This window comes from Lysobacterales bacterium, assembly GCA_019634735.1.
GTDB lineage: Bacteria > Pseudomonadota > Gammaproteobacteria > Xanthomonadales > UBA2363 > Pseudofulvimonas.
Genome location: JAHCAT010000002.1, coordinates 150,481 through 175,350, shown reverse-complemented (window position 1 = coordinate 175,350; position 24,870 = coordinate 150,481). Strand labels below are relative to the sequence as shown.

Below are 24,870 nucleotides of genomic sequence, written 5' to 3'. Positions count from 1 at the left end.
CGTCCCGCCCTTCCCCGAACCGCCCTTTCCCGAGGAATCCGCCCATGGACCTGCGCAAGATCAAGAAGCTGATCGAGATGCTGGAGGAGTCCAACCTGTCCGAGCTCGAGATCCGCGAGGGCGAGGAGACCGTGCGCCTGAGCCGGCACCCGGTCGCCACGCCGATGATGCAGGCGCCGATGCCCAACTACGCACCGGCGCCGGCGGCGGCGGCGGTGGCCGCACCCGCCAGCCTGGCCGCCGCCCCCGAGACCGCGAACCTGCCCGAAGGTCGTACCGTGAACTCGCCGATGGTCGGCACCTACTATGCGGCGCCGGCACCGGGCGCCGAACCGTTCGTGAAGGTCGGCCAGTCGGTCAGCAAGGGCGACACCCTGGCCACCATCGAGGCGATGAAGATGTTCAACCCGATCGAGGCCGAATTCGATGGCGTGATCAAGGCGATCCTGGTCGACAACGGCCAGCCGGTCGAGTACGACCAGCCGCTGTTCGTGATCGGCTGAGCCGCGCCGCCATGAAGATCGGCAAGATCGTCATCGCCAACCGCGGCGAGATCGCGCTGCGCATCCTGCGCGCCTGCCATGCCCTGGGCATCCGCACGGTCGCCGTGCATTCCTCGGTGGACCGCAACCTCAAGCACGTCGCGATGGCCGACGAGAGCGTGTGCATCGGCCCGCCGCCCAGCGCACAGAGCTACCTGAGCGCACCGGCCATCATCGCCGCCGCCGAGGTCACCGACGCCGAGGCCATCCACCCCGGCTACGGCTTCCTGGCCGAGAACGCCGATTTCGCCGAGCAGGTCGAGCAGTCCGGTTTCGTGTTCATCGGGCCGCGCGCCGACACCATCCGCCTGATGGGCGACAAGGTCACCGCGATCGCCGCCATGAAGGAGGCCGGCGTGCCCACCGTGCCGGGCAGCAACGGCCCGGTCGGCGACGATCCCGAGCGCGCCCTGGCCACCGCCCGGGAGATCGGCTACCCGGTGATCATCAAGGCCGCCGGCGGCGGCGGCGGCCGCGGCATGCGCGTGGTGCACACCGAGGCCGCCCTGCTCAACGCCATCGTCACCACCCGGCGCGAGGCGCAGGCGGCGTTCGGCAACCCGCAGGTGTACATGGAGAAGTTCCTGGAGCACCCGCGCCACATCGAGATCCAGGTGCTGGGCGACGGCCAGGGCAACGCCATCCATCTGGGCGAGCGCGACTGCTCCATGCAGCGCCGGCACCAGAAGGTGGTCGAGGAGGCGCCGGCGCCGTTCATCACCGAGGACGAGCGGGCGCGGATCGGCGCCACCTGCGTCGAGGCCTGCAAGCGCATGAACTACCGCGGCGCCGGCACCTTCGAGTTCCTGTACGAGGACGGCCGCTTCTACTTCATCGAGATGAACACCCGCATCCAGGTCGAGCACCCGGTTACCGAGCTGATCACCGGCATCGACCTGGTCCGCGAGCAGATCCGCGTGGCGTCCGGCGAACCGCTGGCGATCCGCCAGGAGGACATCGTGCTCCGCGGCCATGCCATCGAGTGCCGCATCAACGCCGAGGACCCGGAGACCTTCATGCCCTCGCCCGGCACCGTGCAGCGCTTCCATGCGCCCGGCGGCCCCGGCATCCGGGTCGACACCCATGTCTACGACGGCTACCGGATCCCGCCCAACTACGACTCCATGATCGGCAAGCTGATCGCACACGGCGCCGACCGCGCCGAGGCCATCGCCCGCATGCGCGTGGCCCTGGCCGAGACCGTGATCGACGGCGTGCGCACCAACATCCCGTTGCAGCAGCGGATCATGACCGACGAGGGCTTCAAGGCCGGCGGCATGAACATCCACTACCTCGAGAAGCGCCTGGCCGAACAGCGCGGGGGGCCGTGACGCCATGTGGCTGGCGCTGACCGTGCCGACCCAGCCGCGCTTCGAGCAGCGCCTGAGCCAGGCGCTGGAGGACCTTGGCGCGGTCGCCGTCACCCTGCTCGACGCCGAGGACCAGCCGCTCTACGAACCGGCACCGGGCGAGACGCCGCTGTGGCGCAGGATCACGGTGCAGGCGCTGTTCCCCGGCGACATGGACGAGGTCGGCATCGTGTTCGGCCTGTCGGCGCTGCAACCGGGACTCGACCTGGGGCGGGTGCAGGTCAGCCGCGTCGACGACCGCGACTGGACGCGCGCCTGGATGGACGATTTCCGGCCGATGCGCTTCGGTCGCCGGCTGTGGGTCGTGCCGAGCGGACACACCCTCCCGGAGGAGGCCGGCGCCGACGCCGTGGAGCTTCGTCTCGATCCTGGACTGGCGTTCGGCACCGGCACCCACGCCACCACCGCGCAGTGCCTCGAATGGCTGGACGGCCAGGACCTGGATGGCGCCAGGGTACTCGATTTCGGCTGCGGCTCAGGCATCCTGGCGGTCGCCGCCGCGCGCCTGGGCGCGGCATCGGTGATCGCCGTCGACAACGATCCGCAGGCGCTCACGGCAACCCAGGCCAATGCCAGCGCGAACGGCGTCGCCGACCGGGTGCATGCGGTCGCAGCAGGGGACTGGACCGCGCAGGGCGACTGCGCCGTCGTTGTCGCCAACATCCTGGCCAATACCCTGGTCCTGCTTGCCGGTTCCCTGGTCCAGGCGCTGCGGCCGGGCGGCCGGATCGCCCTGTCCGGCGTGCTGCCAGAGCAGGGCGACGAGGTGGTCGCCGCCTACGCCGCGCATGGCGTTCGGTACATGGACCGGTGCGAACGCGAAGGCTGGCTGCTGCTGCATGGGCAACGCGCCTGATGGCCTGCTTCGGCATGCCGGACCGGCACCCGGTCACGATGGCCGGCTCTCGCGGCCGCTAACCTTGGCAGTCCGATGTACACCCAGTGCAGCCACTGCCTGACCGTCTACCGGATCGCCCTCGACGACCTGTCGGGCGGCCGTGGCGAGGTGGTATGCGGCAGTTGCGACCAGCCCTTCGATGCCCTGGCCACGCTGCGGCCGTCGCCGCCGCCGGAGCCGCTGGTACGGCTCGACGTGCGCCCCCCGGTGCTGCCCCGGCCGCGCCTGATCGATGCGGTGATGCGACCGGCTGCCCTGCAGCCGACGCTGTTCCCGGCACCATCGGCCGCTGCGGCCGGCAACCCGCCCGGATTCCTGCGACGACCCCAGCGGACCCCGGGTGCGCGCACCGGTCGAGCGGCATGGTGGTCGGGTACCGCCCTGTTGGCGTTGGTCCTGTTTGCCCAGATCCTCTACGCCGAGCGCGATCGCCTGCTGGCAATCCCGACCTACCGGGCGTGGGCCGACTCGGTGTGCCTGGCGCTGGGCTGCACGCTGCCCGGTTCCGATCGGGCCATCGACGGCCTGGCCCTGGTCTCCCGCGACATCCGTCGTCATCCGGCCGTCGAGGGGGCACTGTTGATCAGCGCGACCCTGGCCAACCGGGCCGATCGCGGGCGTCCCTACCCCGTCCTCGAACTCACGCTCTCGGACCTTGATGGCAGGGTGCTGGCGATGCGGCGTTTCCGGCCGGTCGACTATCTGTCCGACCCGCGACGGGCGGACGCCGGCATGCCGGCGGCCACCACGCTGCCTCTGGAGTTCGAAGTGGTGGATCCCGGCCCCTCGGCGGTGGCCTTCGAGTTCCGCTTCCTCCCCCCGGATGCCTGAAGCGGCGCGGGTTCCACGCCAGCGCGCCAATGTCAAGGTTTGATCGGGCCGAGGGGCTCGCTAGACTGCGGGGCCGGGCGATGCGCGCGACGCACCCGGCCACCGATACCCGCATGGTTGCAGGCGCCGCCCGGCGCCGCCCCGGAGAATTGCCGTGAACGCCGTCGTCCACCTGCCGCTCGCCTCCCGTCCGTCCGATGCCGCGCGTGCCGCGACCCTGGCCGAGTGCGTGGGTCATGCCGTGCGTCGCTATCTGGACGACCTGGGCGACAGCCAGTGCGACGACCTGTATGCCCTGTTCCTGGGCGAACTGGAGACTCCGCTGCTGCGCGAGGTGATGCGCTGGTCGGGCAACAACCAGAGCCGTGCCGCCCAGGCCCTCGGCCTGAGCCGGGCCACGCTGCGCAAGAAGCTGCAGGCGCACGGCCTGATCTGACCCCCCGCCCCCGCCGGGGAGCGCTCCCGGCGCCCTGACGCAAGGCCGCCGCCATGATCCCAGCCGACCTGCCGCGCCTGCCGATCCGGCGTGCCCTGCTCAGCGTCTCCGACAAGACCGGACTCGTCGAGCTGGCCCGCTTCCTCGCCGATGCCGGCGTCGAGCTGCTGTCCACCGGCGGCAGCGCCACCGCCCTGCGCGCTGCCGGGCTGGCGGTGACCGATGTCGCCGCGATTACCGGCTTCCCGGAGATCATGGGCGGCCGTGTCAAGACCCTGCACCCGCGCATCCATGGCGGCCTGCTGCACCGTGGCGAGACCGACCGGGCGGTGATGACCGAGCACGGCATCGCCGCCATCGACCTGCTGGTCGCCAACCTCTACCCGTTCGAGGCCACCGTCGCGCGCCCGGACTGCGACCTGGCCGCGGCGGTGGAGGAAATCGACATCGGCGGCCCGGCCATGGTCCGCGCCGCCGCCAAGAATTTCGCGCACGTCGCCGTGCTGACCGATCCCGGCCAGTACCCGGCGGTACTCGAGGAACTGGCCGGGAACGCCGGCACTTTGTCCGGCGCCAGCCGCTGGCGGCTGGCGGTCGAAGCCTTCAACCGCATCAGCAACTACGACGCGGCGATCAGCGACCACCTGTCGAGCCTGGCCGCCGACGGCACGCGCAGCGCCTTTCCGGCCCAGGCCAACGGCCGCTTCGTCAAGGTCATGGACCTGCGCTACGGCGAGAACCCGCACCAGCAGGCGGCCTTCTACCGCGACCTGTGGCCGGTGCCCGGCACCCTTGCGACCTTCCGGCAACTGCAGGGCAAGGAGCTGTCCTACAACAACCTGGCCGACGCCGACGCCGCCTGGGAGTGCGTGCGCCAGTTCGAGCGCCCGGCCTGCGTGATCGTCAAGCACGCCAATCCCTGCGGCGTCGCGCAGGCCGCCGACCTGGCCGAGGCGTACGCGCTCGCCTTTGCCACCGACCCGACCAGCAGCTTCGGCGGCATCATCGCCGTCAATCGCGAACTCGACGAGGCCGCTGCCCGGGCGATGACCGCGCAGTTCCTGGAGGTGCTGATCGCGCCGTCGGTGAGCCAGGCGGCGCGCGCCGTGCTGGCCCGCAAGGGCAACGTCCGTGTGCTGGAAATCCCGCCGGGCGAGGGTCTCAACAACCGCGACGTCAAGCGGGTCGGCTCCGGCCTGCTGATGCAGGACGCCGACGTGCGCACGGTCGGCCGCGACCAGCTCCGGGTGGTGACCCGGGCACAACCTGCGGCGGCCCAGCTCGACGATCTGATGTTCGCCTGGCGGGTGGCGCGCTTCGTGAAGTCCAACGCCATCGTCTATGCCGGCAACGGCCGCACCCTGGGCATCGGCGCCGGCCAGATGAGCCGCGTCGACTCCGCGCGCATCGCCGCGCTCAAGGCACAGGGTGCCGGCCTGGACCTGGCCGGCTGCGCGGTCGCTTCGGACGCCTTCTTCCCGTTCCGCGACGGCCTCGACGTGCTCGCCGATGCCGGTGCCGCCTGCGTCATCCAGCCGGGCGGCTCGATCCGCGACGAGGAGGTGGTCGCCGCAGCCGACGAACGTGGCGTGGCGATGGTGTTCACCGGGATGCGCCACTTCCGCCACTGAACGACCGGCAGCCCACCCGGGGCGGAAGTACGAAAATGATCGTTGACATCTACGATGGGGCTCGTATATTGGCAGGACCTATCGCCAGACCCAGCGAGCCAGCATGCACCCGACCCTGCGTACGTCCCTTTTGCTTATTGTCCTCCTGGCCACCGGCCTTGCCCGCGCAAGCGAGCCTGCCGGCATCGACGACGATGCCAGCGACGGTCTCCTGCTGCGTACCGTCGAACTGACCCCGGAACGTTTCCCTGCCGCCTCCGCCAGCCTTCGGCAGCAGATCGAGACGGGTGAGCATGCGTCCCTCACGACCGCGCAGAAGCGGCGTATCGAGGCCTCCCTGGACGCGATCCAGGATGAACTGGACGCCGACCGGTCCAGCGCCGGCACGCGCATCGCCCGACACCAGCGCCGGATCAACGAACTGCTGATCGCACCGCTGAGCACCCGGAATGCAAGGCCCGACATGGTCTGCCGGCGCCACAAGCCGGTCGGCTCCAACATCCTGGAGACCCGGTGCATGACCCGCGAGCAGGCCGAAGCCGAGCGTGAAGCCGCCCGCTCGCTGATCACAGGGGTCGGGCCGGGCTGCGATCCGCACACTGTGGGCAAGGGCAGCTGCCAGTAAGGCGACGCGGCTCAGGCCACGCCCCCGCCGTCCCTCCGATCCTCCCTGCCGACCAGGTCCGCGCCTGGCGGCGACCGCGCCGCCTCCCTCCCCGGCCGGTCGCCGTCAGGCAACCTCGGCGGACCGCCAGGGCCGTGTCGGAGGGCAGGTGTCGGCGTCAGTCGCCGTGCCAGCCCTCCAGGACCAGCAGGCGGCGTTTGATGGGCAGGCCGCCGCCGAAGCCGGTCAGACTGCCATCGGCGCCGATCACCCGGTGGCAGGGCAGCACGATCGGCAGGGGATTGCGGCCATTGGCGCCGCCAACAGCCCGCGCCGCGCCCGGTCTGCCGATGGCCGTGGCCAGCTCGCCGTAGTTGCGAGTCTCTCCCCAGGGAATGGCGGCCAGCGCCAACCACACCCGACGTTGGAAATCCGTTCCCCGCGGCACCAGCGGCAGGTCGAAGCGGCGCAGGGTGCCCGCGAAGTAGGCCTCGAGCTGGGTTCGCGCCTGATCCAGCAACGTGCTGCGGGCCAGCCGCGCGCCAGGACCGGCCCAGGCGAGGTCCGGGCTGGCCTGGAACTGGATGCGGTGCAACCCGTGCCGGTCGGCGGCCAGGCCGAGCGGGCCGATCGGCGTGTCGATTCGCAGGCAGTCCAGCGTCATGCGCATGATTCCTTGGTGTTCGATGGGGGTGTCGCGGCGCGCCACAGGTGCACGGCGCCATAGGCGCGCCACGGTCGCCAGGCCTTTGCCCGCGCTGCCAGCGCGCCCGCCGCGATCGGGCCGGCGGCGCCGCCTGCGACCCGGCGGAGAACCAGGTCGTCGGCCGGAAAGGCATCGGGATGGCCGAGTACGCGCAGCGCCAGGTAATGGGCCGTCCATGTGCCGATACCCGGAAGTGCGGTCCAGCGCGCCACGAAGCTCTCCAACGCCTGGCCGGGGCTGAAATCGACCCTGCCCTCCAGCAGGGCCACCGCGACCGTCCGCAGCGTGGCCATGCGGGCACCGGTCAGGCCCAGACCGCCCAGATCGGCGTCGAGCAGGGCGGCCGGCCCGGGAAACAGCCGCCCGCCGTCGCCGCACGGGACGCCGATCCTTTCCAGCAGCCGGGTCGCCAGGGTGCGCGCCGCAGCGACGCTGACCTGCTGGCCCAGCACCGCACGCACGGCGGTTTCGAATCCGTCCCAGGCGCCCGGCAGCCGCAGGCCCGGGTGGCGCTGCACGGAGGCGGCCAGCAACGGATCGCCGGACAGCACGCCATTCACCGCCTGCGGCTCTGCATCCAGGTCGAACACCCGGCGGACCGTGGCCACCACGCCCTGCAGCGCGGCCGGTGGCACGCCCTGCAGGCGCAGCCGCAAGGCCTGCGCGTCCGGCGACCAGGCGGTTATCCGGCAGAACGCACCACCGCCCAGCCACCGCTCATAACCACCATCGACCACGGCGTCGATGCCCGCCAGGCTGCGCTGCGCCAGGAAGCGCAGCGACGCGCGGAAGTCGAACGGCGGGCGGTAGGCCAGGCGCAGCTCCAGGGGATCGCCGGCCACCGGCCCGACGCGGCGATCGGTGCGGCGACGCAATGCGCCAGGCGGCATCCGGTACGCCGACCGGAACACGGTGTGGAAGCGGCGCAGGCTTCCGAAGCCTGCGGCCAGGGCGACCTCGGTGACCGGCATCGCCGTCTCGGTCAGCAACTGCTTGGCGAACAGCAGCCGGCGGGTGCCATGGACTGCCACCGGCGAGGCGCCCAGGCGCTCGCTGAACAGCCTGCGCAGCTGGCGCTCGCCAAGATGAAGGCGGTCGGCCAGGTCGGCCAGCGGCGCCTGCGCCAGGGCACCGTCCTCGATCAGCGCCAGCGCCCGCGCCAGCACCGCGTCGCCGCGCCGCCAGGGCCCGGCCGCCGGCGCCAGCTCCGGCCGGCAGCGCAGGCAGGGTCGGAAGCCCGCCGACTCTGCAGCCGCCGCGCTCGGGTAGTAGCGGACATTGGCCGCGCGCGGTGCCGGGGCCGGGCAGACCGGCCGGCAGTAGATGCCGGTGCTGGTCACCGCGGTGAAGAACAGGCCGTCGAAGCGGCTGTCGCGGCTGAGGCGCGCCTGCTCGCAGACCTGCGCGGGCGGCAGGCCGCTCGGAACATCGACGGCAGGGTTCGTGACCGTGACCATGGGCCTCACCGTAGCAGCGCCGGCGCGCCACGGCTGGCCGCTTTCGGACATGGATACCGGCCAGGCCGCCAGGGGGGGCTCTGCTATATTGGCGGCCTATGCTGCATTGCAGCAGCCAAGGAACGACCATGCCCCTCGACCTCGTGCCCTCCGGCAGCGACCTGCCGAACGACATCAACGTCATCATCGAGATCCCCAAGGACGCCGACCCGGTCAAGTACGAGGTCGACAAGGCCTCTGGCGCGATCTTCGTCGACCGCGTGCTGACCACGCCGATGCGCTATCCGTGCAACTACGGCTACGTGCCGCACACCCTGTGCGGCGACGGCGATCCGCTGGACGTGCTGGTGGTGATGCCGGTGCCGCTGATCCCCGGCTCGGTGATCCGCTGCCGGCCGGTCGGCTTGCTGAAGATGACCGACGAGGCCGGCGAGGACGAGAAGGTCATCGCCGTGCCGATCAGCAAGGTGTTTCGCGGCTACCGGGAGATCGCCACGGTGCGCGACCTGCCGGAGCTCACGCTCGACCGCATCGCCCACTTCTTCGCCCACTACAAGGACCTGGAGAAGGGCAAGTGGGTGAAGATCGAGGGCTGGCGCGACGCCGCCGAGGCCAAGCAGGCGGTGCTCGATTCGGTGGCACGCTTCGAGGCGGCGCCGGAGAAGCCCAACTTCTGAGCGCGCCGGCGCGGGCTGGTGCCGCTTGTCCGATTCGAACGGACGACCTACCGCTTACAAGGCGGTTGCTCTACCAGCTGAGCTAAAGCGGCGCGAACGGCATTCTACCAGCGCGGCCAGCCGGGACTTCGGCACGTCCGGTCGTCGATACCGCCGGGTTCACGCCGGCGCCGTTTCCAGGCCCAGGGCCATCCGCAAGCGCCGGCGGTGCGCCCGCTCGTCGATGCCGGTGACGATCCGGGCATTGTCGGGGCGGCCGCTGCGGCGGCTCCAGTCGACCACGGTCTGGCCACGCGCCAGGGCGCCAGCGGTCTCCACGGCCACCGGGCGCGTCACCGACTCCAGCACGGCATCGGGCTCCAGCAGCACGGTCATGGCCAGGGCGTCGGCCGGGGTGAAGCGGCCTGCGCCCTCGCCCCTGTGGCGGTCGCGCGTGATCCGGGAAATCGCCCGGTAGAAGCGCGCCGGCGCGGCGTCGTGACTCAGCCAGCCGTCCACCTCGGCAAGCTCCAGGCCGTGGCGCAGCACCAGCTCCCAGTCCACCAGGGTCAGCGCCGGGCCGCGCGCGAAGCACAGGGCCGCGGCCTCGGCATCGAAGGCAAGGTTGAACTCGGCAGCCAGGAATTCGGTATTGCCGCGGGCACCGACCGCCCCGCCCATGCAGGTCCAGCCCGCGAGACGTTCGGCCAGTCCCGGATCGAGCGCCAGCGCCAGCGCGAAATTTGTCAGCGGCCCGAGGGTCAGCAGCACCAGTTCGCCGGGATGCCGGTGGCTGGCCTCGATCAGGGCCAGCGCGGCATGGGCGCCCGCCGCCGGGATGCCCGGCGGGCGCAGGCCGACGTCGCCGAATCCGTCGCGGCCGTGCCAGTAGGCGGCATCCTGGGCGCGGCGCGGCAGCAGCGGCGCGTCGGCGCCCGGGTACACCGGCAACAGGGGCCGGCCAGCCAGCTCGCACAGCTTGAGCGCGTTCCTGGTGCACGCGTCCAGGCCGACGTTGCCGCCGACGATGCCCAGCCCGACCAGCTCGACGTGCGGATCGGCGAATGCCATCAGCAGGGCCAGGGCGTCGTCGACGCCCGGGTCGGTGTCGATCCAAAGTTTCATGCCGGTGCGTCCTCGCCGGGAGCCGGGAATTGTCGCATGCACGCAAACCCCTGCCGCGCCCCGGCGTTTCCGGATAGCCTGCCGCCATGACTTCTATCGCGACGCGACGCCCCGGCTGGATCGGGGCGGTGATGCTGCTGGTCGGCCTGCTGGCGTCCGCGCCGCCGAGCGCGGCCGATGTTCCGCCCTCCCTGGCGACCGCCATCGAGGCGGCCCGTGCGGCGCTGGGCGGCACGGAGCTGGACGAGGCGCAGCGGCGCAGCGCGGCGGAACTGCTCGATGCCGCCGCCGGGTTCGATCGCGACGCCGAGACCCTGCTCGAACAGGCCGCGCAGGTGCGGGCAACGGCGACCGGCGCGGCGGCAGCGCCGGTGCTGCTGTCGCCAGCGGAACGCGAGCGCAGCCTGGCGGAATGGACCGCGCGGCTGCCGCCGCGGGCGGACATCGACACGCTGGAGCGGCTGCTCGCGCAGGAGCGCGCCGTGGTCGCCGACCTTCAGTCGCGCATCGAGGGCGTCGCGGGCGAACTGGCAGCCGTGCTGGCGCGCCCCGGGCTGGCCGCCGACCTGGTGGTGTTGCGCAGACGCATCGACGAGACCGCTCCCGGTGCCACCGGCGAGACCGTCGAATCGTCGGCGCTGGCGGAAGCCCGGCGCCTGCGCCGCGCAGCCGAGCACCGGCGGGTGCGCGCCGAACTGGCCCTGCGCCAGGCCGAACAGGACACCGCAGCGGGTCGTCAACGCGACCTGGAGGCCAGCCTGCAGTCGCTGCGTCAGGAACTCGCCCTGCGCACGCCGCGCCTGGCTCTGCTCTCGCGGCGCATCGTCGAACTGGGCCGCGTCGAGCTGGAGGAACTGGCGCAGGCCCATGCCGAGCAGGCCGTCGCGCTCGAGCAGACCGGCGGCGCGGCCGCCGCGCTGGCCTCGGAGAACGCCACGCTGGCGGGCGAACTGGTCGATACCAACGAGCGCCTGGCGCGCGAGCGCGCCACGCTCACCAGCCTGCAACAGGCCCGCGATCGCGTCGCCGCGGCACTGCGCGACAGCCAGACGCGCCTGGAGCTGGGCGGCACCAGCGAGGTGGTCGGCCGCTGGCTGTGGCGGGAGCGCCGTGCGCTGGAGCCGCCGCGCACGCTGCAGCGCCGCCTGGGCGAACTGCGCGACCGGGTCGGCGAACTGCGCCTGCGCCTGCTGGTGCTGGCCGAGCAGCGCCGCGAGCTGGCGGACGTGGATGCGGCCCTGGCGGCGGTGCGCGAAGCGCACCCGGAGGCCGGCGAGGACGATACCGTCGAGGGCATCGGCGACGACGAGCCGTTGCGCGCTCTGCTCGCGGCGCGCCTGGAGCTGGCCGAGCGGCTGGAACCGCTGCTGCGCCGGCGCATCGAGGTGCTCGGCGACAGCGAGGCCGCCCTGCTCGCCCAGATCGAGCGCAGTCGCACGCTGCAGCAGGCGCTGGATCGCCACCTGCTGTGGATCCGCAGCCACGGGCCCGTCGACGGCGCCTGGCTGGGCCGGATCGGCGCCGGCCTGGCCGACCTGGTACGGCCGTCCCGCTTCGCCACCACCGGACGTCTGCTGATCGCCGATGCGACGTCGCGGCCGCTGCGCTGGCTGGCCGCCCTGGCCGTGCTGGCCGCCGTGTTCGTCGCCCGGCGGCAGGCGCGTCAGCGTCTGCCGGGGCTTGCCCAGGCGGTGCGCATGGTGCGCGAAGACCGCTTTGCGCACACCCTGGTCGCCCTGGCCTGGACCTTCGTCGCCGCCTCGGCCTGGGCGCTGGCGGCCGCCCTGTCGGGCTGGCTGCTGCAGGGGATAGGCAGCGCCGGCCGCTACAGCGACTCGCTGGGCCGGGCGCTGGTGGCAGTGGCGCTGCCCGTCCTGACCCTATCGCTGCTGCGCTGGCTGGTCCGCGAGCGCGGCATCGCCGAGGCCCACCTGCGCTGGAGCAAGGCGCGCCTTGCCGTGCTCAGGCGCTGGCTGCCGACCGCCCAGGCGCTGCTGCTGCCGGCCTGGTTCGTGATCGCCCTGGCCTTCATGCGCAACCAGGAGCTGGCGATCGATGTCCAGGCGCGCCTGGCGCTGGTGCTGATGGCCCTGACCGGTGCCGCGCTGCTGTGGCGGCTGCTGGCCCCCGGCGCGGTGTGGACGCCGCGTGCCATGGCCGTGGAGCCCTCGACGCTGCGCCGCCTGTCGCGCGTCGTGCTTCCCGCCCTGCTGCTGGCCAGTGCCGGGCTGGCGCTGGGCGGCTACCTGTACACCGCGGCGCTGTTGATGCGCGCGCAGTTCGCCAGCATCGGCGTGGTGCTCGCGGTCGCCCTGCTGCATGGTCTGCTGGCGCGCTGGTTCCTGCTCGGCGAGCGGCGCCTGGCGCTGCGCCGCATGGAGGCGCGGCGCGAGGCCGAGGCGGCGGACGGCGTCGGCGACGGCGAGTCCGGCGATGCCGTGGCGGACGCCGAACAGGACCTCACGCTGGAGGCGGTCAATGCCCAGAGCCGCCGCCTCCTGCGCGCGCTAAAGCTGGCCCTGCTGGTGCTGGGCCTGGCCTGGACCTGGTCCGATCTGCTGCCGGCGATCGCCCGGCTCGACCAGATCGCGCTGTGGTACTTCAACGAGACCGGCGCCGACGGCGCCCCGGTGCGGCAGGCGGTCACCCTGATGGCGCTGCTGCTGGGCGCCGGCGTGCTGGTCCTGACCATGGTCGCGGCGCGCAACCTGCCCGGCCTGGTCGAGATCGGCCTTCAGGCGCGGCCTGGCATCGACGCGGCTTCGCGCTACGCGATCACCAGCGTCACCCGCTACGCGGTGGTCATCGCCGGCGTGCTGGTCGGCCTCGGCCTGCTCGGCATGCGCTGGTCGCAGCTGCAGTGGATGGCGGCGGCACTGACCGTCGGCCTGGGCTTCGGCCTGCAGGAGATCTTCGCCAACTTCGTGTCCGGCCTCATCCTGCTGTTCGAGCGCCCGTTCCGGGTCGGCGACGTGATCACCGTCGGTGAGCTGTCCGGCACGGTCACCCGCATCCGCACCCGCGCGACCACGATCGTCGACTTCGACAACAAGGAGATCGTGATCCCGAACAAGGCCTTCATCACCGACCGCCTGATCAACTGGACGCTGAGCGACAGCACCACACGGGTCACCGTCAAGGTCGGCGTCGCCTACGGCAGTCCGGCGGACAAGGTCCACGCCCTGCTGATGCAGGCGGCGCGCGAACATCCGCGGGTCCTGGCCGAGCCCGCGCCGCGCACCTGGTTCATGGCGTTCGGCGCCTCCTCCCTGGATTTCGAGCTGCGCGTCTTCGTGGCGACCCTCGGCGACCGCCTGGTGGTCACCAACGAGCTGAACGGGCGGATCGCCGCCCTGTTCCAGGAAAACGGCATAGAGATCGCCTTCCCGCAGCTCGACCTGCACATTCGCGACCTGCCGGCGGTGACGCCGCCGGTTGCCGGGGCGGACCGTGCGGACCGCGACCGACCGCCACCCGGGGCCACCTGATCCCGGGCGACCGCGCAGTCATGCGCCAGCGTAACGTTCGGCCTGGCCGATCCAGCGCCGGCACAGGGCGTCGACCGCCTGGGGGTGGGCGGTCAGGAGGGCATCGGCAAGCTCGCCAACCAGCGGCAGCAGCGCGCCGTCGCGGCCGAGATCGGCAATACGGAACGCCGCCAGGCCGGTCTGCCGGGTACCGAGCAGCTCGCCCGGCCCGCGCAGCTCGAGATCCTTCTGGGCGATCTCGAAGCCGTCCGTGCTGCTTCGCAGGACCTCCAGGCGCTGCCGGGCCAGGTGCGAGAGCGGCGTGTCGTACATGAGCACGCAGCTCGAGCGCGTGCTTCCCCGGCCGACCCGGCCGCGCAACTGGTGAAGCTGCGCCATGCCCAGGCGCTCGGCGTTCTCGATCACCATCAGGCTGGCATTGGCGACATCGACGCCGACCTCGATCACCGTGGTGGCGACCAGCAGGTCGATGCAGCCGGCCTTGAAGGCGGCCATGACGGTCTCCTTGTCGGCGGCCTTCATGCGCCCGTGCACGAGTCCGACCCGCAGCCCCGGCAGGGCCGCCGCCAGGTCCTCGTGGGCCTGCTCGGCGGCGCGCGCCTGGAGTTGCTCGGACTCCTCGACCAGGGTGCACACCCAGTAGGCCTGGCGGCCCTCCGCGCAGGCGGCGCGGATGCGTTCGACCAGTTCCCCGCGCCGGGTGGCGGCCAGCACCACCGTCTGCACCGGGGTTCTCCCCGGCGGCAGCTCGTCGATCACCGAGACGTCGAGGTCGGCGTAGGCGGCCATCGCCAGGGTGCGCGGGATCGGCGTCGCCGTCATCACCAGTTGGTGCGGCACGCCGACCCCGGAGGCGCCCTTGTCGCGCAACGCCAGGCGCTGGTGCACCCCGAACCGGTGCTGCTCGTCGACGATCGCCAGACCCAGGCGCGCGAAGGCCACCGCCTCCTGCATCAGCGCGTGGGTGCCGATCGCCAGCGGGGCGCCCGCCGAAAGCGCCGCCAGGGCCGCGGTCCGCGGCCGGCCCTTGACCTTGCCGGCCAGCCACACCGGCTCGATGCCGAGCGGCGCGAACCAGGCGGCGAAGCTGCGTCGGTGCTGGTCGGCCAGCAGCTCCGTCGGCGCCATCACCGCGACCTGCTGGCCCGCCTCGATGGCCTGCGCGGCCGCCAGGGCTGCCACCACGGTCTTGCCCGAACCGACATCGCCCTGCACCAACCTCAGCATCGGCGAGGGTTCCAGAAGATCGGCGCCGATCTGCGCCACGACCCGCTCCTGGGCGGCGGTCAGCGAGAAGGGCAGGTGCGCTCGCAGGGGGCCGGACACCGCGCCGGTGGCGCGCAGCACCGGCGCCGTCAGCGCCCGCTGGGCGAGCCGGCGCCGCCGCAGGCTCAGGTGGTGGGCAAGCAGCTCCTCGACGATCAGGCGGTGCTGGCAGGGGTGCCCCGCCTCGGCCAGGTTGGCCAGGTCGGCATCCGGCGGCGGCGTATGCACATAGCGCAGCGCCGCGGCCAGCGACGGCAACCGGAACCTGCGGCGCAGGAGGTCCGGCAGCAGCTCGAGCGCCTCGTCGCCGGGCAGCTCGGCGATCGCGCGCGCCACCCAGCCTGCCAGGCGGCGGGCGTCGAGTCCCTGGGTGGTCGGATAGACCGGGCGCAGTCGGGCGTCGGTCTCGACCGCATCGTCCGCAGCCAGCCGGCGATAGCTGGGGTGCACCATCTCGAGGCCGCCCTGGCCCGGCCGTGCCTCGCCGTAGGCCAGCACCCGCGTACCCGGCTCGAAGCCGCGCGCCTGCGCGGCGTTGAAGTGGAAGAAGCGCAGCAGCAGGGTGGCGCGGCTGTCGTCCTCGAGCGCGACCCGCAGCACCGGCCTGAAACGGAAGCCGCGCTCGACCGCGCTGACCCGGCCCAGCACCTGGCTGCGCTCACCCGGCACCAGGTCGGCGATGGCGGTGATCGTCGTGCGGTCCTCGTAGCGCAGCGGCAGGTGGAACCACAGGTCGGCGATCCGCGCCAGGCCGAGCCGGGCCAGCAGTTCTGCGCCGCGCGCCCCGACCCCGGGAAGCTCGGCGAGTGGACGCAGGCCGGCAGCCAGCCCGCTCGCCGCCGGCGCCCCGCCGGGGTCGGGCGAAGGCGTCGCGCGCCGCGTCGGCATCTGTGCCGGTGCCCCGACCTCAGTCCAGCACCATCACGCCGTCGACCTCGACGCGGGCGCCGCGCGGCAGCTGGGCGACGCCGATCGCGGCGCGCGCCGGGAAGGGTGCGTTGAAACGGGCCTCCATGGCGGCGTTGATGCGCGCGAAGTGGCCAAGGTCGGTCAGGTAGACATTCAGCTTGACCAGGTGGCCCAGGGAGCCGCCGGCCGCCAGGCATACGGCCTCCAGATTGTCGAAGGCGCGCGCGATCTCGGCGTCGATGTCGCCCTCGACGAGCCCTCCGTTGGCGGGATCAAGCGGGATCTGCCCGGACAGGTAGACGGTGTCGCCGGCACGGATCGCCTGCGAGTAGGTGCCGATCGCCTTCGGCGCGGCGTCGGTGTGGATGACTGAGCGCATGTCCGCCTCCTGGTACGGAATGCGCAAGGATAACGCCGCGAACGTGCCCCCGGCGGCTCAGCCGAGGACGCGCTGCACCGAATGCACCACCTCGCTGCGCCGTACCCTGCGCATGACGTCGGCCAGGTGCTTGCGGTCGTGCACTTCGATGGTGAACAGCAGAACGGCGGCCGCGAGGTCGCGTTCGGCGTACTCGACGTGGGCGATGTTGGACTGCGCCTGGGCGATCGCCGCGGCGACCCCGGCCAGCACGCCCGGCTTGTTCATCACCACCACCCGAAGCACGACCCGGAAGTCGCCCTCGATCTGGCGGTCCCAGGCGATCGGCACCAGCCGTTCGGGCGTCTTGCGGTACTCCGGCAGGTTGCGGCAGCCGGTCTGATGGACGACCACGCCCTTGCCGGCCGACAGGTAGCCGACGATGTCGTCGCCCGGGATGGGGTGGCAGCAGTTGCCGAAGCTGACCACGCCGCGTTCGCGGCCGCTGATCAGCAGGCGCTCGCCGGTGACGCCCGGGGCGAGATGGCCGCCGGACTCGTCGGCCAGCAACAGGCCGGCGACCTGCTCGGCCACCCGGTTGCCCAGCGCGATGTCCGAGAGCAGCTCCTCGAGGCGACGGTAACGCTGTTCGGCAAGGTAGAGCTCCAGCCGCTCCGGCGGCAACGCCTCCAGGGAACCTCCCCGTGCGGCGAGTGCGCGGTCCAGCATGCGGTGACCCAGCTCGACGGCATCCTCGTGCTGCAGGCGCTTGAAGTGGTTCCTGATCGCCGTGCGCGCCTTGCTGGTGGCGACGAACTCCAGCCAGCCCGGCTGCGGCTGCGCGCTGGCGGCGGTGACGATCTCGACCGCCTGGCCGCTCTCCAGCCGCGCCCGGAGCGCCGCCAGCTTCTTGTCGATGCGGGCGGTGACCGCATGGTCGCCCAGCTCGGTGTGCACTGCATAGGCGAAGTCGAGGGCGGTCGCGCCACGCGGCAGGCTCAGGATGTCGCCGCGCGGCGTGAACACGTAGACCTCGTCGGGGAACAGGTCGACCTTGACGTTGTCGACGAACTCGATCGACGAACCGGTCCTGGCCTGCGCTTCGACCAGCCCGCTCAGCCATTCGCGGGCGCGCGCCTGGGCGTTGCTGCCGCTGGCGCCGGTCTTGTAGGTCCAGTGCGCGGCGACGCCGCGCTCGGCGACGGTGTCCATGTCCTCGGTGCGGATCTGGACCTCGATCGGCGCGTCGAAGGGTCCGAACAGCACCGTATGCAGCGACTGGTAGCCGTTCGCCTTGGGGATCGCGATGTAGTCCCGGAAGCGGCCGTCGAACGGCTTGTACAGGCCGTGCACCGCGCCAAGGGCCTGGTAGCAGTGCATGGTGGTGTCGGTGACCACCCGCACGCCATAGACATCCATGACCTGGGACAGCGGCTTCCGCTCCCGAAGCATCTTCTGGTAGATGCTGTGCGGGGACTTCACGCGGCTGACCAGACGGTGGCGCAAGCCTTCCTGCTTGAGGCGCAGCGACAGGGACTGCTCGATCCGCTCGATCGCCTGGCGCCGGTTGCCCTGCAGTTGCCGTATGTGCGCGGCGATCACCCGGTAGCGCATCGGGAACAGGGCCGCGAAGCCGAGGTCCTGGAGTTCGGCCTTGAGCCGGTTCATGCCCAGGCGCTGGGCGATCGGCGCATAGATGTCGAGGGTTTCGCGGGCTATCCGCCGGCGCGACTCGTCGGACATGCCGGCGATGGTGCGCATGTTGTGCAACCGGTCGGCGAGCTTGATCAGGATGACGCGCAGGTCGCGCGCCATCGCCATCACCATCTTGCGGAAACTTTCCGCGGCTGCCTCCTGCCGGTCGCGGAAGTGCACCTTGTCGAGCTTGGTGACCCCGTCGACCAGGTCGGCGACGTCGCTGCCGAACTCCGTCTCGATGTCCGCCCGGGTCAGGGCGGTGTCCTCGATGGTGTCGTGCAGGATCGCGGCGACGATCGCCTCGCCGTCCAGGCCCATGTCGGCGAGGATGCTGGCCACCGCCACCGGATGGGTGATGTAGGGCTCGCCGCTCTTGCGGGTCTGGCCGGCATGGGCCTGCGCGCCGATCTCGTAGGCGCGCCGGACCCGGTACAGCTGGTCGCGTCTCAGGTGCCGCTTGAGCTTCTTGAGCAGCGCCCGGACGTCGTCCGGGAGGGTGCCGGCGGTGGGCAGGACTGCGTTGAGCAGGGCACCCACGACCGCGGCCTCAGCGCCGGCTGCAGCGGCGACAGCGTGCTGGCGCGTCCTGGCCGGGCATCAGCGGCTCAAAGGTCGTCGCCGCCCTTGTCCTCGTCGAGCTCGGCGGCAGCCCACTCCAGGGCCTCGCGCTCGGCGCGCTCCCGCTCCTGGCGGTCGATCTCGTCGACCATGGCCATGTCGATGCGGTTCTCGGCGATCTCGCGCAGCGCCAGGACCGTCGGCTTGTCGTTCTCCGAGGCGATCGTGGGCTCGGCGCCCTTGGTCAGCTGCCTGGCCCGCTTGGACGCCATCAATACGAGCTCGAAGCGGTTCTCAACCACCTTCAGGCAATCCTCGACCGTGATCCGGGCCATCGCGTGCGCAACCTTATTCTGCGGAGACAAGTGCGCAGATTGTAGCCAATCCTTGCTGCGCCGCGCAATGAGGACGGATCCGGGGGGCGGGCCCGGCATGCTGCCCCTGCCCGGCCTCGCCCGCGGCAAGCGCGGGGCGACCCCTTCGCAATGGCCTGCGTCCGGACCCGCACGGCGGCCCGCCCCGGCCGGCGCGTGCCGGGTCAGGCCAGCAGCTGGGCGATCAGGGCGGCGTGACGTTCGCCCCGAACGGCCTGGCTGAGGCGTTGGGCGCGGACGATCGCCTGCAGATCGGCCAGGGCCTGCTCGAAATCGTCGTTGACGACGATGAAATCGAACTCCTGGGCGTGGCTGATCTCCTCCCGGGAGTTGGCCAGGCGTCTGGCGATGACCGCCTCGCTGTCCTGGGCGCGGCTGCGCAGGCGGCGCTCCAGCTCTGCCCGTGAGGGCGGCAGGATGAAGATGCTGCGACAGCCCGGAGACTGGGCGCGGACCAGCCGTGCGCCCTGCCAGTCGATTTCCAGCAGCACGTCGCGGCCCGCCGCCAGCAGCGGGTCCACTGCGCTGCGAGCGGTTCCCTTGAGGTCGCCGTGGACCTCGGCGAACTCGAAGAATTCGCCCGCCCGCGCCATGGCCAGGAAGGCGTCGCGGGACACGAAGTGATAATGCACGCCATCGGCCTCGGCCGGCCGTGGCGGGCGCGAGGTGTAGGAAACGGACAGGGCCAGCCCTGGATCCCGCTCGATGAGGGCGCGCACCAGGCTGGTCTTGCCTGCCCCGGAGGGCGCGGCGACGATGAACAGGGTGCCGCTGGCGTGGGGATCGACCACGGTGCCGTTCCACTCGGACCCGGAAGGGGCGGCCATGGTCATTGCTTTGCGCCTCCGCCGCAAGCATCGCCGCACGGGCGCCGCGGTGCCGGATTCCGGTATGCGGGGATTCCGGTCGGCCGATCCCGGTCGCAGGGCCGGCCGAATCGTCCTTGGTGGGGCCGCGGACCCGTGCCGCCCCTTTGCGGCGCCGCACTATGGCGCTTCAGGCGACGGGCCGCTAAGGTCGGCATCGCCACACTGGAAAAAGCAGGGTCGTCGCAGACCGCGGCGACCGGATCGGCTGGGGAAGGGCCGATCGCCTGGGCGCCGTGCTCGCGGAGAATCCCACGCCGCGCGCCTGGCCCCGACGGGTTGGTGGCTTGGGTGCGCGCGGTCCGGCGCACCCTGACCGGCGATGCCGCCGCTTCGACCGAGCCTTTCGGTCCACCCGCGCCCCGCGACTGGCGCGTCCATCGAATCATCCGCACCTGCCGCGTGCCCCCAGGGAGAAGTACCAATGCGCTACTGGCTATCCTCCGTCCTGCTGCTGGCGTTGCCTACGCTGTCCCAGGCCGACGATCCCCGCTGCCTGCTGTCGTTCGACAGCGCGCGGTTCGACACCTGTACCGGCGAAATCAAGCTGGCCAATCCCGCACTCGGGTCGCTGGCCGAGATCGAGGCCCACGCCGGCTCGCCCCTGCGTCTGGTCAAGTTCGACGGCCCGATCGAAGCCGGCCAACGCCAGGCGCTGGAGGCACGCGGCGCGCAGATCCTGGGCTACGCACCCCATCACGCATTCCTGGTGCGCATGCCTTCGTCGCTTGACGCCAGCGTCCGGACCATTCCCGGCGTCAACTGGATCGGTCCGTTCCTGCCCGTGTTCAAGGTCGACGTCAACATCGCGAACGACCTCGCCGGCACCGACATCGTGCGCGCCGGCGGCGTGGACAGCCTGACCGTGGCGCTGCACCCCGGTGCCGATGCCGCCGCGGTGCGCGCGGCGCTGCTGTCGGCGCGGGGCACAGCATTCCGGTTCACCGAACAGGGTCACGACCATGAGCGGGTGATCCTGTCCTTCGAGCACGCCAGCCTTGCCGACGCCGTCACGCACCTGGCGCGCCACCCCGAAGTGGCCAGCATCAGTCTGCGCTGGGAGGCCGAGCACATGAACTCCCAGGCCGGCTGGCTGCACCAGAGCGGCACCAACACCGGCCCGAACCAGCTGCCCATCTTCGAGCGCGGGCTGTTCGGCTGCGGTCAGGTGGTCGCCGCCGCCGATTCCGGGCTGCATGCCGCCAACTGCGCTTTCTCCGACGCCACTTTCGGCACCCCGGTCACCTCGGTGTGCGCCACCGGTTCGACCTGCACCGCGGTGACGCCGGACTTCGGCCATCGCAAGGTCGGCGCCCACTACAAGTGGGACGGCAGCACGAGCGGTGGACCGGCGGACGGCCACGGCCACGGCACCCATGTGATGGGATCGATCGCCGGCAACAACCCGGCGGGCGCGGTCGACTGCAGCACCTTCACCACGCCCGGCGGCCTGACCAATCTCGACGGCACCGCGCCGGGCGCCAAGCTGATTTCCCAGGAGATGGGCGCCAGCCTCCAGTACCTGAACTCCCTCGGCGGCACGGTCTACCACGCCGCCTCCATCGCCTACCAGAACGGCGCACGGGTCCACAACAATTCCTGGGGATCGAGCTGCCGCACGGGCGTCGCGCAGACCTGCATCGCAGGGTGCCAGGTCGAGTATCGCCCGACCACCCGTGACGCCGATGCCCTGGTCTGGGAATTTCCCGAGATGTCGCTGTTCTTCGCAGCCGGCAACAGCGGCGGCCTGGGCGGCAATGCCGGTTGCGGCCCGGGTGCCGACGTCGGCAGCGCCGGCAACGCCAAGAACGTCTTCTCGATCGGCAGCAACAACCGCGGCACCGCCGGCAACAACATGTCCGGCTTCTCCTCTCGCGGCCCGACCCAGGATCGCCGCAGCAAGCCCGACCTCACCGCCCAGGGCGCCAGCATCGTCTCGGCCTCGCGCACCGCCTGCGGCACCACCAGCATGAGCGGCACCTCGATGGCGACGCCGACCGCCGCCGGCCTGGCCGCGCTGGTCCGCGACTATCTCGCCCGCGGCTACTACCCGGGCGGTACCGCCAACGCCGGCAATGCGATCGCCAACCCCTCCGGCGCCCTGATAAAGGCCATCATGATCAACGGCGCGCGCTCGATCACCGGGACCGGCACCACGGGCGGCGCGCCCAGCCAGTCGCAGGGCTGGGGCCGTATCCATCTCGACGACTCGCTGTATTTCGCCGGCGATGCCAGCAACCTCTGGCTGCACGACGGCACCGCCGGCCTGCAGACCGGCGGCATCGACAGCCACACCCTGGCGGTGAGCGCCGGCCAGCCGCTGTCGGTGACCCTGACCTGGCACGACGCCCCCGCCCTGGTAAACGCCAATCCGCACACGGTCAACCTGCTTCGGCTCGAGGTGCAGGCCCCCAACGGCGATATCTGGACGCAGAAGCTGCCGGCCACAGGCGGCCTGAACAACCCCAATCCGCTCCAGGACACCACCACCAGCAACTACGACAACGTCAACAACGTCCACCAGATCCGCATCGCCAGTCCGCAGGCCGGCACCTGGCAGGTGCGGGTGCGCGGCATGCAGGTCGCGCAGGGGCCGCAACCCTACGCGCTCGCGGCGTCCGGCGTGCTGAGCGGCGTCACCAACGCCGACTACCAGCTGCAGGCGACCCCCGGCAGCTTCGCCCTGTGTGCCGGCGACAACGCCAGCGTGCAGATCGGCGTGCTGGGCCTTGAGGGTTTCAACGACGCGGTGACGCTCTCGCTCGCCGGCCTCCCTGGCCCCGCCACCAGCAACTTCTCGGCCAACCCGGTGGTCCCGGCCAACCCGGCGGCCACCAGCACCCTCAACCTGGCCAACACCGGCGGCCTTCCCGCCGGGCCGCTCAATCTGACCGTCAACGGCCAGTCGTCCGGACCCGGCTTCCCGGCGGCCAGCCGCAGCGTCGACATCGCGGTCACGGTCAGTGCCGCGGCGCCGGCTGCGAGCACGCCGGCGACACCGGCCAACGGCGCAACCGGCCAGCCCCTGCAACCGTCGTTCACCTGGAGCGCGGTCGCCGGTGCCGACAGCTACCGTTTCGAGCTCGCCAGCGATGCCGCCTTCGCAAACGTGGTGATCGACACCACCGTGCCCGGCACCAGCTTCTCGCCGGCCGCGCCCCTGAATCCCAGCACTGACTATTGGTGGCGGGTGACGGCGAGCAACACCTGCGGCAGCGGCGCCATCTCCCAGGTGTTCGGCTTCCGGACCCTGGGTCAGCCAGGCGAGTGCGATGCCGGCGCGACGCCCTTCAACGTCTTCACCGAGGACTTCACGGGCGGCCTTGGCGGCTTCTCGACGGCGGGCAGCGTGGGCGCGCAGACCTGGGCGGTGTCGAACGTGCGGCCGAGCCCGCTGTCGGGCGGCAACGCGGCGCTGGCGGTCAACATCGCGACGGTGTCGGACCAGCGGTTGACCTCGCCGACCATCGCGCTGCCGGCGGCGGATCTGCCGCTGACGCTGAAGTTCCAGAACTGGCGCAACATCGAGAACAACGGTGCCACGGCGTGCTACGACGGCGGCATCCTCGAGGTGTCGGTGAATGGCGGTGCCTTCACGCAGATCACCGGGGCGGGCCTGCTGAACGACCCGTACCGTGGTGCGATCAGTGGCAGCTTCTCCAATCCGCTGGCGGGCCTGAACGCCTGGTGCGAGCCGGCGCCGGGCCGTCCGTACGACGACACGCTGGTGGACCTGAGCCCGTATGCGGGCAGCAACGTGCAGCTGCGCTGGCGGCTGGGCACGGACAACTCGGTGGCGCGCGAAGGCTGGTATGTGGACGACGTGCGGGTGCAGGCCTGTTCGTCGGGTCCGACCGCGGACCTGTCGGTGACGCTGTCGGACAGCCCGGACCCGGTGAACGCGGGTGATCCGATCACGTTCACGGCGCAGGTGGCCAATGCCGGTCCTGCGACGGCGAACGCGGTGGTGCTGGACGTGTCGGTGGACCCGGTGTTCACGATCGGCTCGGCGAGCGGCACGGGCTGGAGCTGCAACGTGGCGTCGGCGACCGAGGCCTCGTGCACGCTGGCGAGCCTGGCGGTGGGCGCTGCGGCGCCGGTGACGGTGCAGGCGACGGTGGACGCGGGCGCGGCCAGCGGCACGTACACCAGTTCGGCGCAGGTGTCCTCGAGCACGGGCGACGCGAATCCGGGCAACAACCTGGCGGACGAGGAGACCACGGTGAACGGCGTCGGGCCGGACCTGATCTTCGCGAACGGCTTCGAGTGCGCGGCGGGCCTGCCGGATTGTCCGACGGGTCCGGTGGTGCTGTTCGACGAGTACACGAACCGGTTCGTGACGGCGGCCAGCGGCGGCCCGGGTGGTGCGCCGATCAGCGCGGTGCAGTCGTCGCTGGGCATGACGCTGTTCGGTGCCGGTTCGCAGATCGGCGCGAACAACTGGGTGGCGGACGACTTCGTGGTGCCGGCCGGCGGCTGGACGATCCAGCGGGTGAAGGTCTACTCGTACCAGACCGGCTCGACGACGACGCCGACGCACAACGACCTGCGCATCCGGATCTGGTCGAACGACCCGAACAGCGGCACGCTGGTGTTCGGCGACACCACGACCAACCGGCTGAGCTCGGTGAGCTTCACCGGGGTGTACCGGGTGACGCAGACGGCGCCGACCGACGCCACGCGTCCGGTGATGGAGCTGGTGGCGGACATCAACCCGCCGCTGGTGCTGCCGGCGGGCACGTACTGGCTGGGCTGGTCGGCGGGCGGCACGCTGGGGTCGGGTCCGTGGGCGCCGCCGCAGACGGTGGTGGGCCAGGCGACCACGGGCAACGGCGTGCAGTCGATCAACAACGCGGCGTTCGCGCCGCTGCTGGACGCCGGCTCGAACACCCAGCAGGGCTTCCCGCTGGTGCTGGAAGGCAACTAGGGAAGGTCTGATCAAGGCCGTCCTGGCCTTGATCAGACTCGCCGGGCCCGGCACATGTCCGTGCCCGGCTCGGATGAATCAAGCACATGCGTGCTTGATTCACGCCGGCCCGTCCATGGGCCGCAGGTAAGGTCTGACTTGATCAGACCTTGCCTTGCGCGATCCCGCAC

The 24,870-nt window shown here is 71.6% G+C and carries 18 protein-coding genes and 1 tRNA gene; 10 read left to right on the top strand and 9 right to left on the bottom strand.

Annotation, left to right across the window (positions count from 1 at the left end; all coding sequences use genetic code 11):
* Positions 1–44: 44 nt before the first annotated feature.
* The 7 genes from KF823_03445 (at position 45) to KF823_03415 (ending at position 6,333) form a co-directional block, all read left to right on the top strand.
* A complete protein-coding gene (locus KF823_03445) occupies positions 45–503 on the top strand; it encodes an acetyl-CoA carboxylase biotin carboxyl carrier protein (GenBank protein MBX3724952.1) in 459 nt (152 codons plus the stop codon).
* Between the two features lie 11 nt (positions 504–514).
* On the top strand, positions 515–1,873 hold the full coding sequence (gene accC, locus KF823_03440; protein MBX3724951.1) for an acetyl-CoA carboxylase biotin carboxylase subunit: 1,359 nt from the start codon (positions 515–517) through the stop codon (positions 1,871–1,873).
* Positions 1,874–1,877: 4 nt separating this feature from the next.
* Positions 1,878–2,768, top strand: coding sequence for a 50S ribosomal protein L11 methyltransferase (gene prmA / locus KF823_03435; protein ID MBX3724950.1), 891 nt, complete (start codon positions 1,878–1,880; stop codon positions 2,766–2,768).
* A 75-nt stretch (positions 2,769–2,843) separates the two neighbouring features.
* Positions 2,844–3,641, top strand: a complete 798-nt coding sequence (locus KF823_03430) for a zinc-ribbon and DUF3426 domain-containing protein (GenBank protein MBX3724949.1) — start codon at positions 2,844–2,846, stop codon at positions 3,639–3,641.
* Positions 3,642–3,795: 154 nt separating this feature from the next.
* Positions 3,796–4,077: a hypothetical protein gene (locus KF823_03425; GenBank protein MBX3724948.1), complete on the top strand. Its 282-nt coding sequence runs from the start codon at positions 3,796–3,798 to the stop codon at positions 4,075–4,077.
* Positions 4,078–4,130: 53 nt separating this feature from the next.
* Positions 4,131–5,708, top strand: coding sequence for a bifunctional phosphoribosylaminoimidazolecarboxamide formyltransferase/IMP cyclohydrolase (gene purH / locus KF823_03420; GenBank protein ID MBX3724947.1), 1,578 nt, complete (start codon positions 4,131–4,133; stop codon positions 5,706–5,708).
* Positions 5,709–5,811: 103 nt separating this feature from the next.
* Positions 5,812–6,333 carry a hypothetical protein gene (locus tag KF823_03415; protein ID MBX3724946.1) on the top strand — a complete coding sequence of 174 codons (522 nt, stop codon included), beginning with the start codon at positions 5,812–5,814 and terminating at the stop codon, positions 6,331–6,333.
* Positions 6,334–6,490: 157 nt separating this feature from the next.
* Here KF823_03415 and KF823_03410 read toward each other — a convergent pair whose 3' ends face one another.
* Both KF823_03410 and KF823_03405 read right to left on the bottom strand, forming a co-directional pair.
* Entirely contained in the window at positions 6,491–6,976 is a 486-nt protein-coding gene (locus KF823_03410; GenBank protein ID MBX3724945.1) for a methylated-DNA--[protein]-cysteine S-methyltransferase, read from the bottom strand.
* Complete coding sequence (locus KF823_03405; GenBank protein MBX3724944.1) at positions 6,973–8,475, bottom strand: DNA-3-methyladenine glycosylase 2 family protein; 1,503 nt, start codon at positions 8,473–8,475, stop codon at positions 6,973–6,975. Before KF823_03405 ends, KF823_03410 begins: the two co-directional genes overlap by 4 nt.
* Positions 8,476–8,603: 128 nt before the next feature.
* On the opposite strand from KF823_03405, the gene ppa reads away from it, so the two are divergent.
* Positions 8,604–9,152 carry an inorganic diphosphatase gene (ppa, locus tag KF823_03400; protein ID MBX3724943.1) on the top strand — a complete coding sequence of 183 codons (549 nt, stop codon included), beginning with the start codon at positions 8,604–8,606 and terminating at the stop codon, positions 9,150–9,152.
* A 16-nt stretch (positions 9,153–9,168) separates the two neighbouring features.
* Here ppa and KF823_03395 read toward each other — a convergent pair.
* Both KF823_03395 and KF823_03390 read right to left on the bottom strand, forming a co-directional pair.
* Positions 9,169–9,244: transfer RNA gene (locus KF823_03395), tRNA-Thr, on the bottom strand.
* 67 nt (positions 9,245–9,311) lie between these two features.
* Positions 9,312–10,256, bottom strand: a complete 945-nt coding sequence (locus KF823_03390; protein ID MBX3724942.1) for a nucleoside hydrolase — start codon at positions 10,254–10,256, stop codon at positions 9,312–9,314.
* Positions 10,257–10,342: 86 nt separating this feature from the next.
* Between KF823_03390 and KF823_03385 the strand changes: the two genes are divergently transcribed.
* Positions 10,343–13,744, top strand: a complete 3,402-nt coding sequence (locus tag KF823_03385; protein ID MBX3724941.1) for a mechanosensitive ion channel — start codon at positions 10,343–10,345, stop codon at positions 13,742–13,744.
* 18 nt (positions 13,745–13,762) lie between these two features.
* Here KF823_03385 and recG read toward each other — a convergent pair whose 3' ends face one another.
* The 5 genes from recG to gmk all read right to left on the bottom strand — a co-directional run bounded on the left by recG (position 13,763) and on the right by gmk (position 19,734).
* Entirely contained in the window at positions 13,763–15,898 is a 2,136-nt protein-coding gene (recG, locus tag KF823_03380) for an ATP-dependent DNA helicase RecG (GenBank protein MBX3724940.1), read from the bottom strand.
* A 19-nt stretch (positions 15,899–15,917) separates the two neighbouring features.
* Positions 15,918–16,298 carry a RidA family protein gene (locus KF823_03375; GenBank protein ID MBX3724939.1) on the bottom strand — a complete coding sequence of 127 codons (381 nt, stop codon included), beginning with the start codon at positions 16,296–16,298 and terminating at the stop codon, positions 15,918–15,920.
* A 57-nt stretch (positions 16,299–16,355) separates the two neighbouring features.
* A complete protein-coding gene (locus tag KF823_03370) occupies positions 16,356–18,512 on the bottom strand; it encodes a bifunctional (p)ppGpp synthetase/guanosine-3',5'-bis(diphosphate) 3'-pyrophosphohydrolase (protein ID MBX3724938.1) in 2,157 nt (718 codons plus the stop codon).
* Between the two features lie 68 nt (positions 18,513–18,580).
* The gene (rpoZ, locus tag KF823_03365; protein ID MBX3724937.1) at positions 18,581–18,868 is read right to left on the bottom strand and encodes a DNA-directed RNA polymerase subunit omega; all 288 of its coding nucleotides are present in this window, start codon (positions 18,866–18,868) and stop codon (positions 18,581–18,583) included.
* 203 nt (positions 18,869–19,071) lie between these two features.
* Positions 19,072–19,734 (bottom strand): guanylate kinase, encoded by a 663-nt coding sequence (gene gmk, locus KF823_03360; protein ID MBX3724936.1) that lies wholly within the window; start codon positions 19,732–19,734, stop codon positions 19,072–19,074.
* 463 nt (positions 19,735–20,197) lie between these two features.
* Here gmk and KF823_03355 point away from each other — a divergent pair, with 463 nt between their 5' ends.
* On the top strand, positions 20,198–24,700 hold the full coding sequence (locus tag KF823_03355; GenBank protein MBX3724935.1) for a S8 family serine peptidase: 4,503 nt from the start codon (positions 20,198–20,200) through the stop codon (positions 24,698–24,700).
* The last annotated feature ends 170 nt before the right edge of the window (positions 24,701–24,870 follow it).

Coding starts and splice junctions, on each gene's coding strand:
- KF823_03445 (MBX3724952.1), top strand. CDS start 45: ATGGACCTGCGCAAGATCAAGAAGCTGATCGAGATGCTGGAGGAGTCC.
- accC (MBX3724951.1), top strand. CDS start 515: ATGAAGATCGGCAAGATCGTCATCGCCAACCGCGGCGAGATCGCGCTG.
- prmA (MBX3724950.1), top strand. CDS start 1,878: ATGTGGCTGGCGCTGACCGTGCCGACCCAGCCGCGCTTCGAGCAGCGC.
- KF823_03430 (MBX3724949.1), top strand. CDS start 2,844: ATGTACACCCAGTGCAGCCACTGCCTGACCGTCTACCGGATCGCCCTC.
- purH (MBX3724947.1), top strand. CDS start 4,131: ATGATCCCAGCCGACCTGCCGCGCCTGCCGATCCGGCGTGCCCTGCTC.
- KF823_03415 (MBX3724946.1), top strand. CDS start 5,812: ATGCACCCGACCCTGCGTACGTCCCTTTTGCTTATTGTCCTCCTGGCC.
- KF823_03410 (MBX3724945.1), bottom strand. CDS start 6,976: ATGACGCTGGACTGCCTGCGAATCGACACGCCGATCGGCCCGCTCGGC.
- KF823_03405 (MBX3724944.1), bottom strand. CDS start 8,475: ATGGTCACGGTCACGAACCCTGCCGTCGATGTTCCGAGCGGCCTGCCG.
- ppa (MBX3724943.1), top strand. CDS start 8,604: ATGCCCCTCGACCTCGTGCCCTCCGGCAGCGACCTGCCGAACGACATC.
- KF823_03390 (MBX3724942.1), bottom strand. CDS start 10,256: ATGAAACTTTGGATCGACACCGACCCGGGCGTCGACGACGCCCTGGCC.
- KF823_03385 (MBX3724941.1), top strand. CDS start 10,343: ATGACTTCTATCGCGACGCGACGCCCCGGCTGGATCGGGGCGGTGATG.
- recG (MBX3724940.1), bottom strand. CDS start 15,898: ATGCCGACGCGGCGCGCGACGCCTTCGCCCGACCCCGGCGGGGCGCCG.
- KF823_03375 (MBX3724939.1), bottom strand. CDS start 16,298: ATGCGCTCAGTCATCCACACCGACGCCGCGCCGAAGGCGATCGGCACC.
- rpoZ (MBX3724937.1), bottom strand. CDS start 18,868: ATGGCCCGGATCACGGTCGAGGATTGCCTGAAGGTGGTTGAGAACCGC.
- gmk (MBX3724936.1), bottom strand. CDS start 19,734: ATGGCCGCCCCTTCCGGGTCCGAGTGGAACGGCACCGTGGTCGATCCC.
- KF823_03355 (MBX3724935.1), top strand. CDS start 20,198: ATGCGCTACTGGCTATCCTCCGTCCTGCTGCTGGCGTTGCCTACGCTG.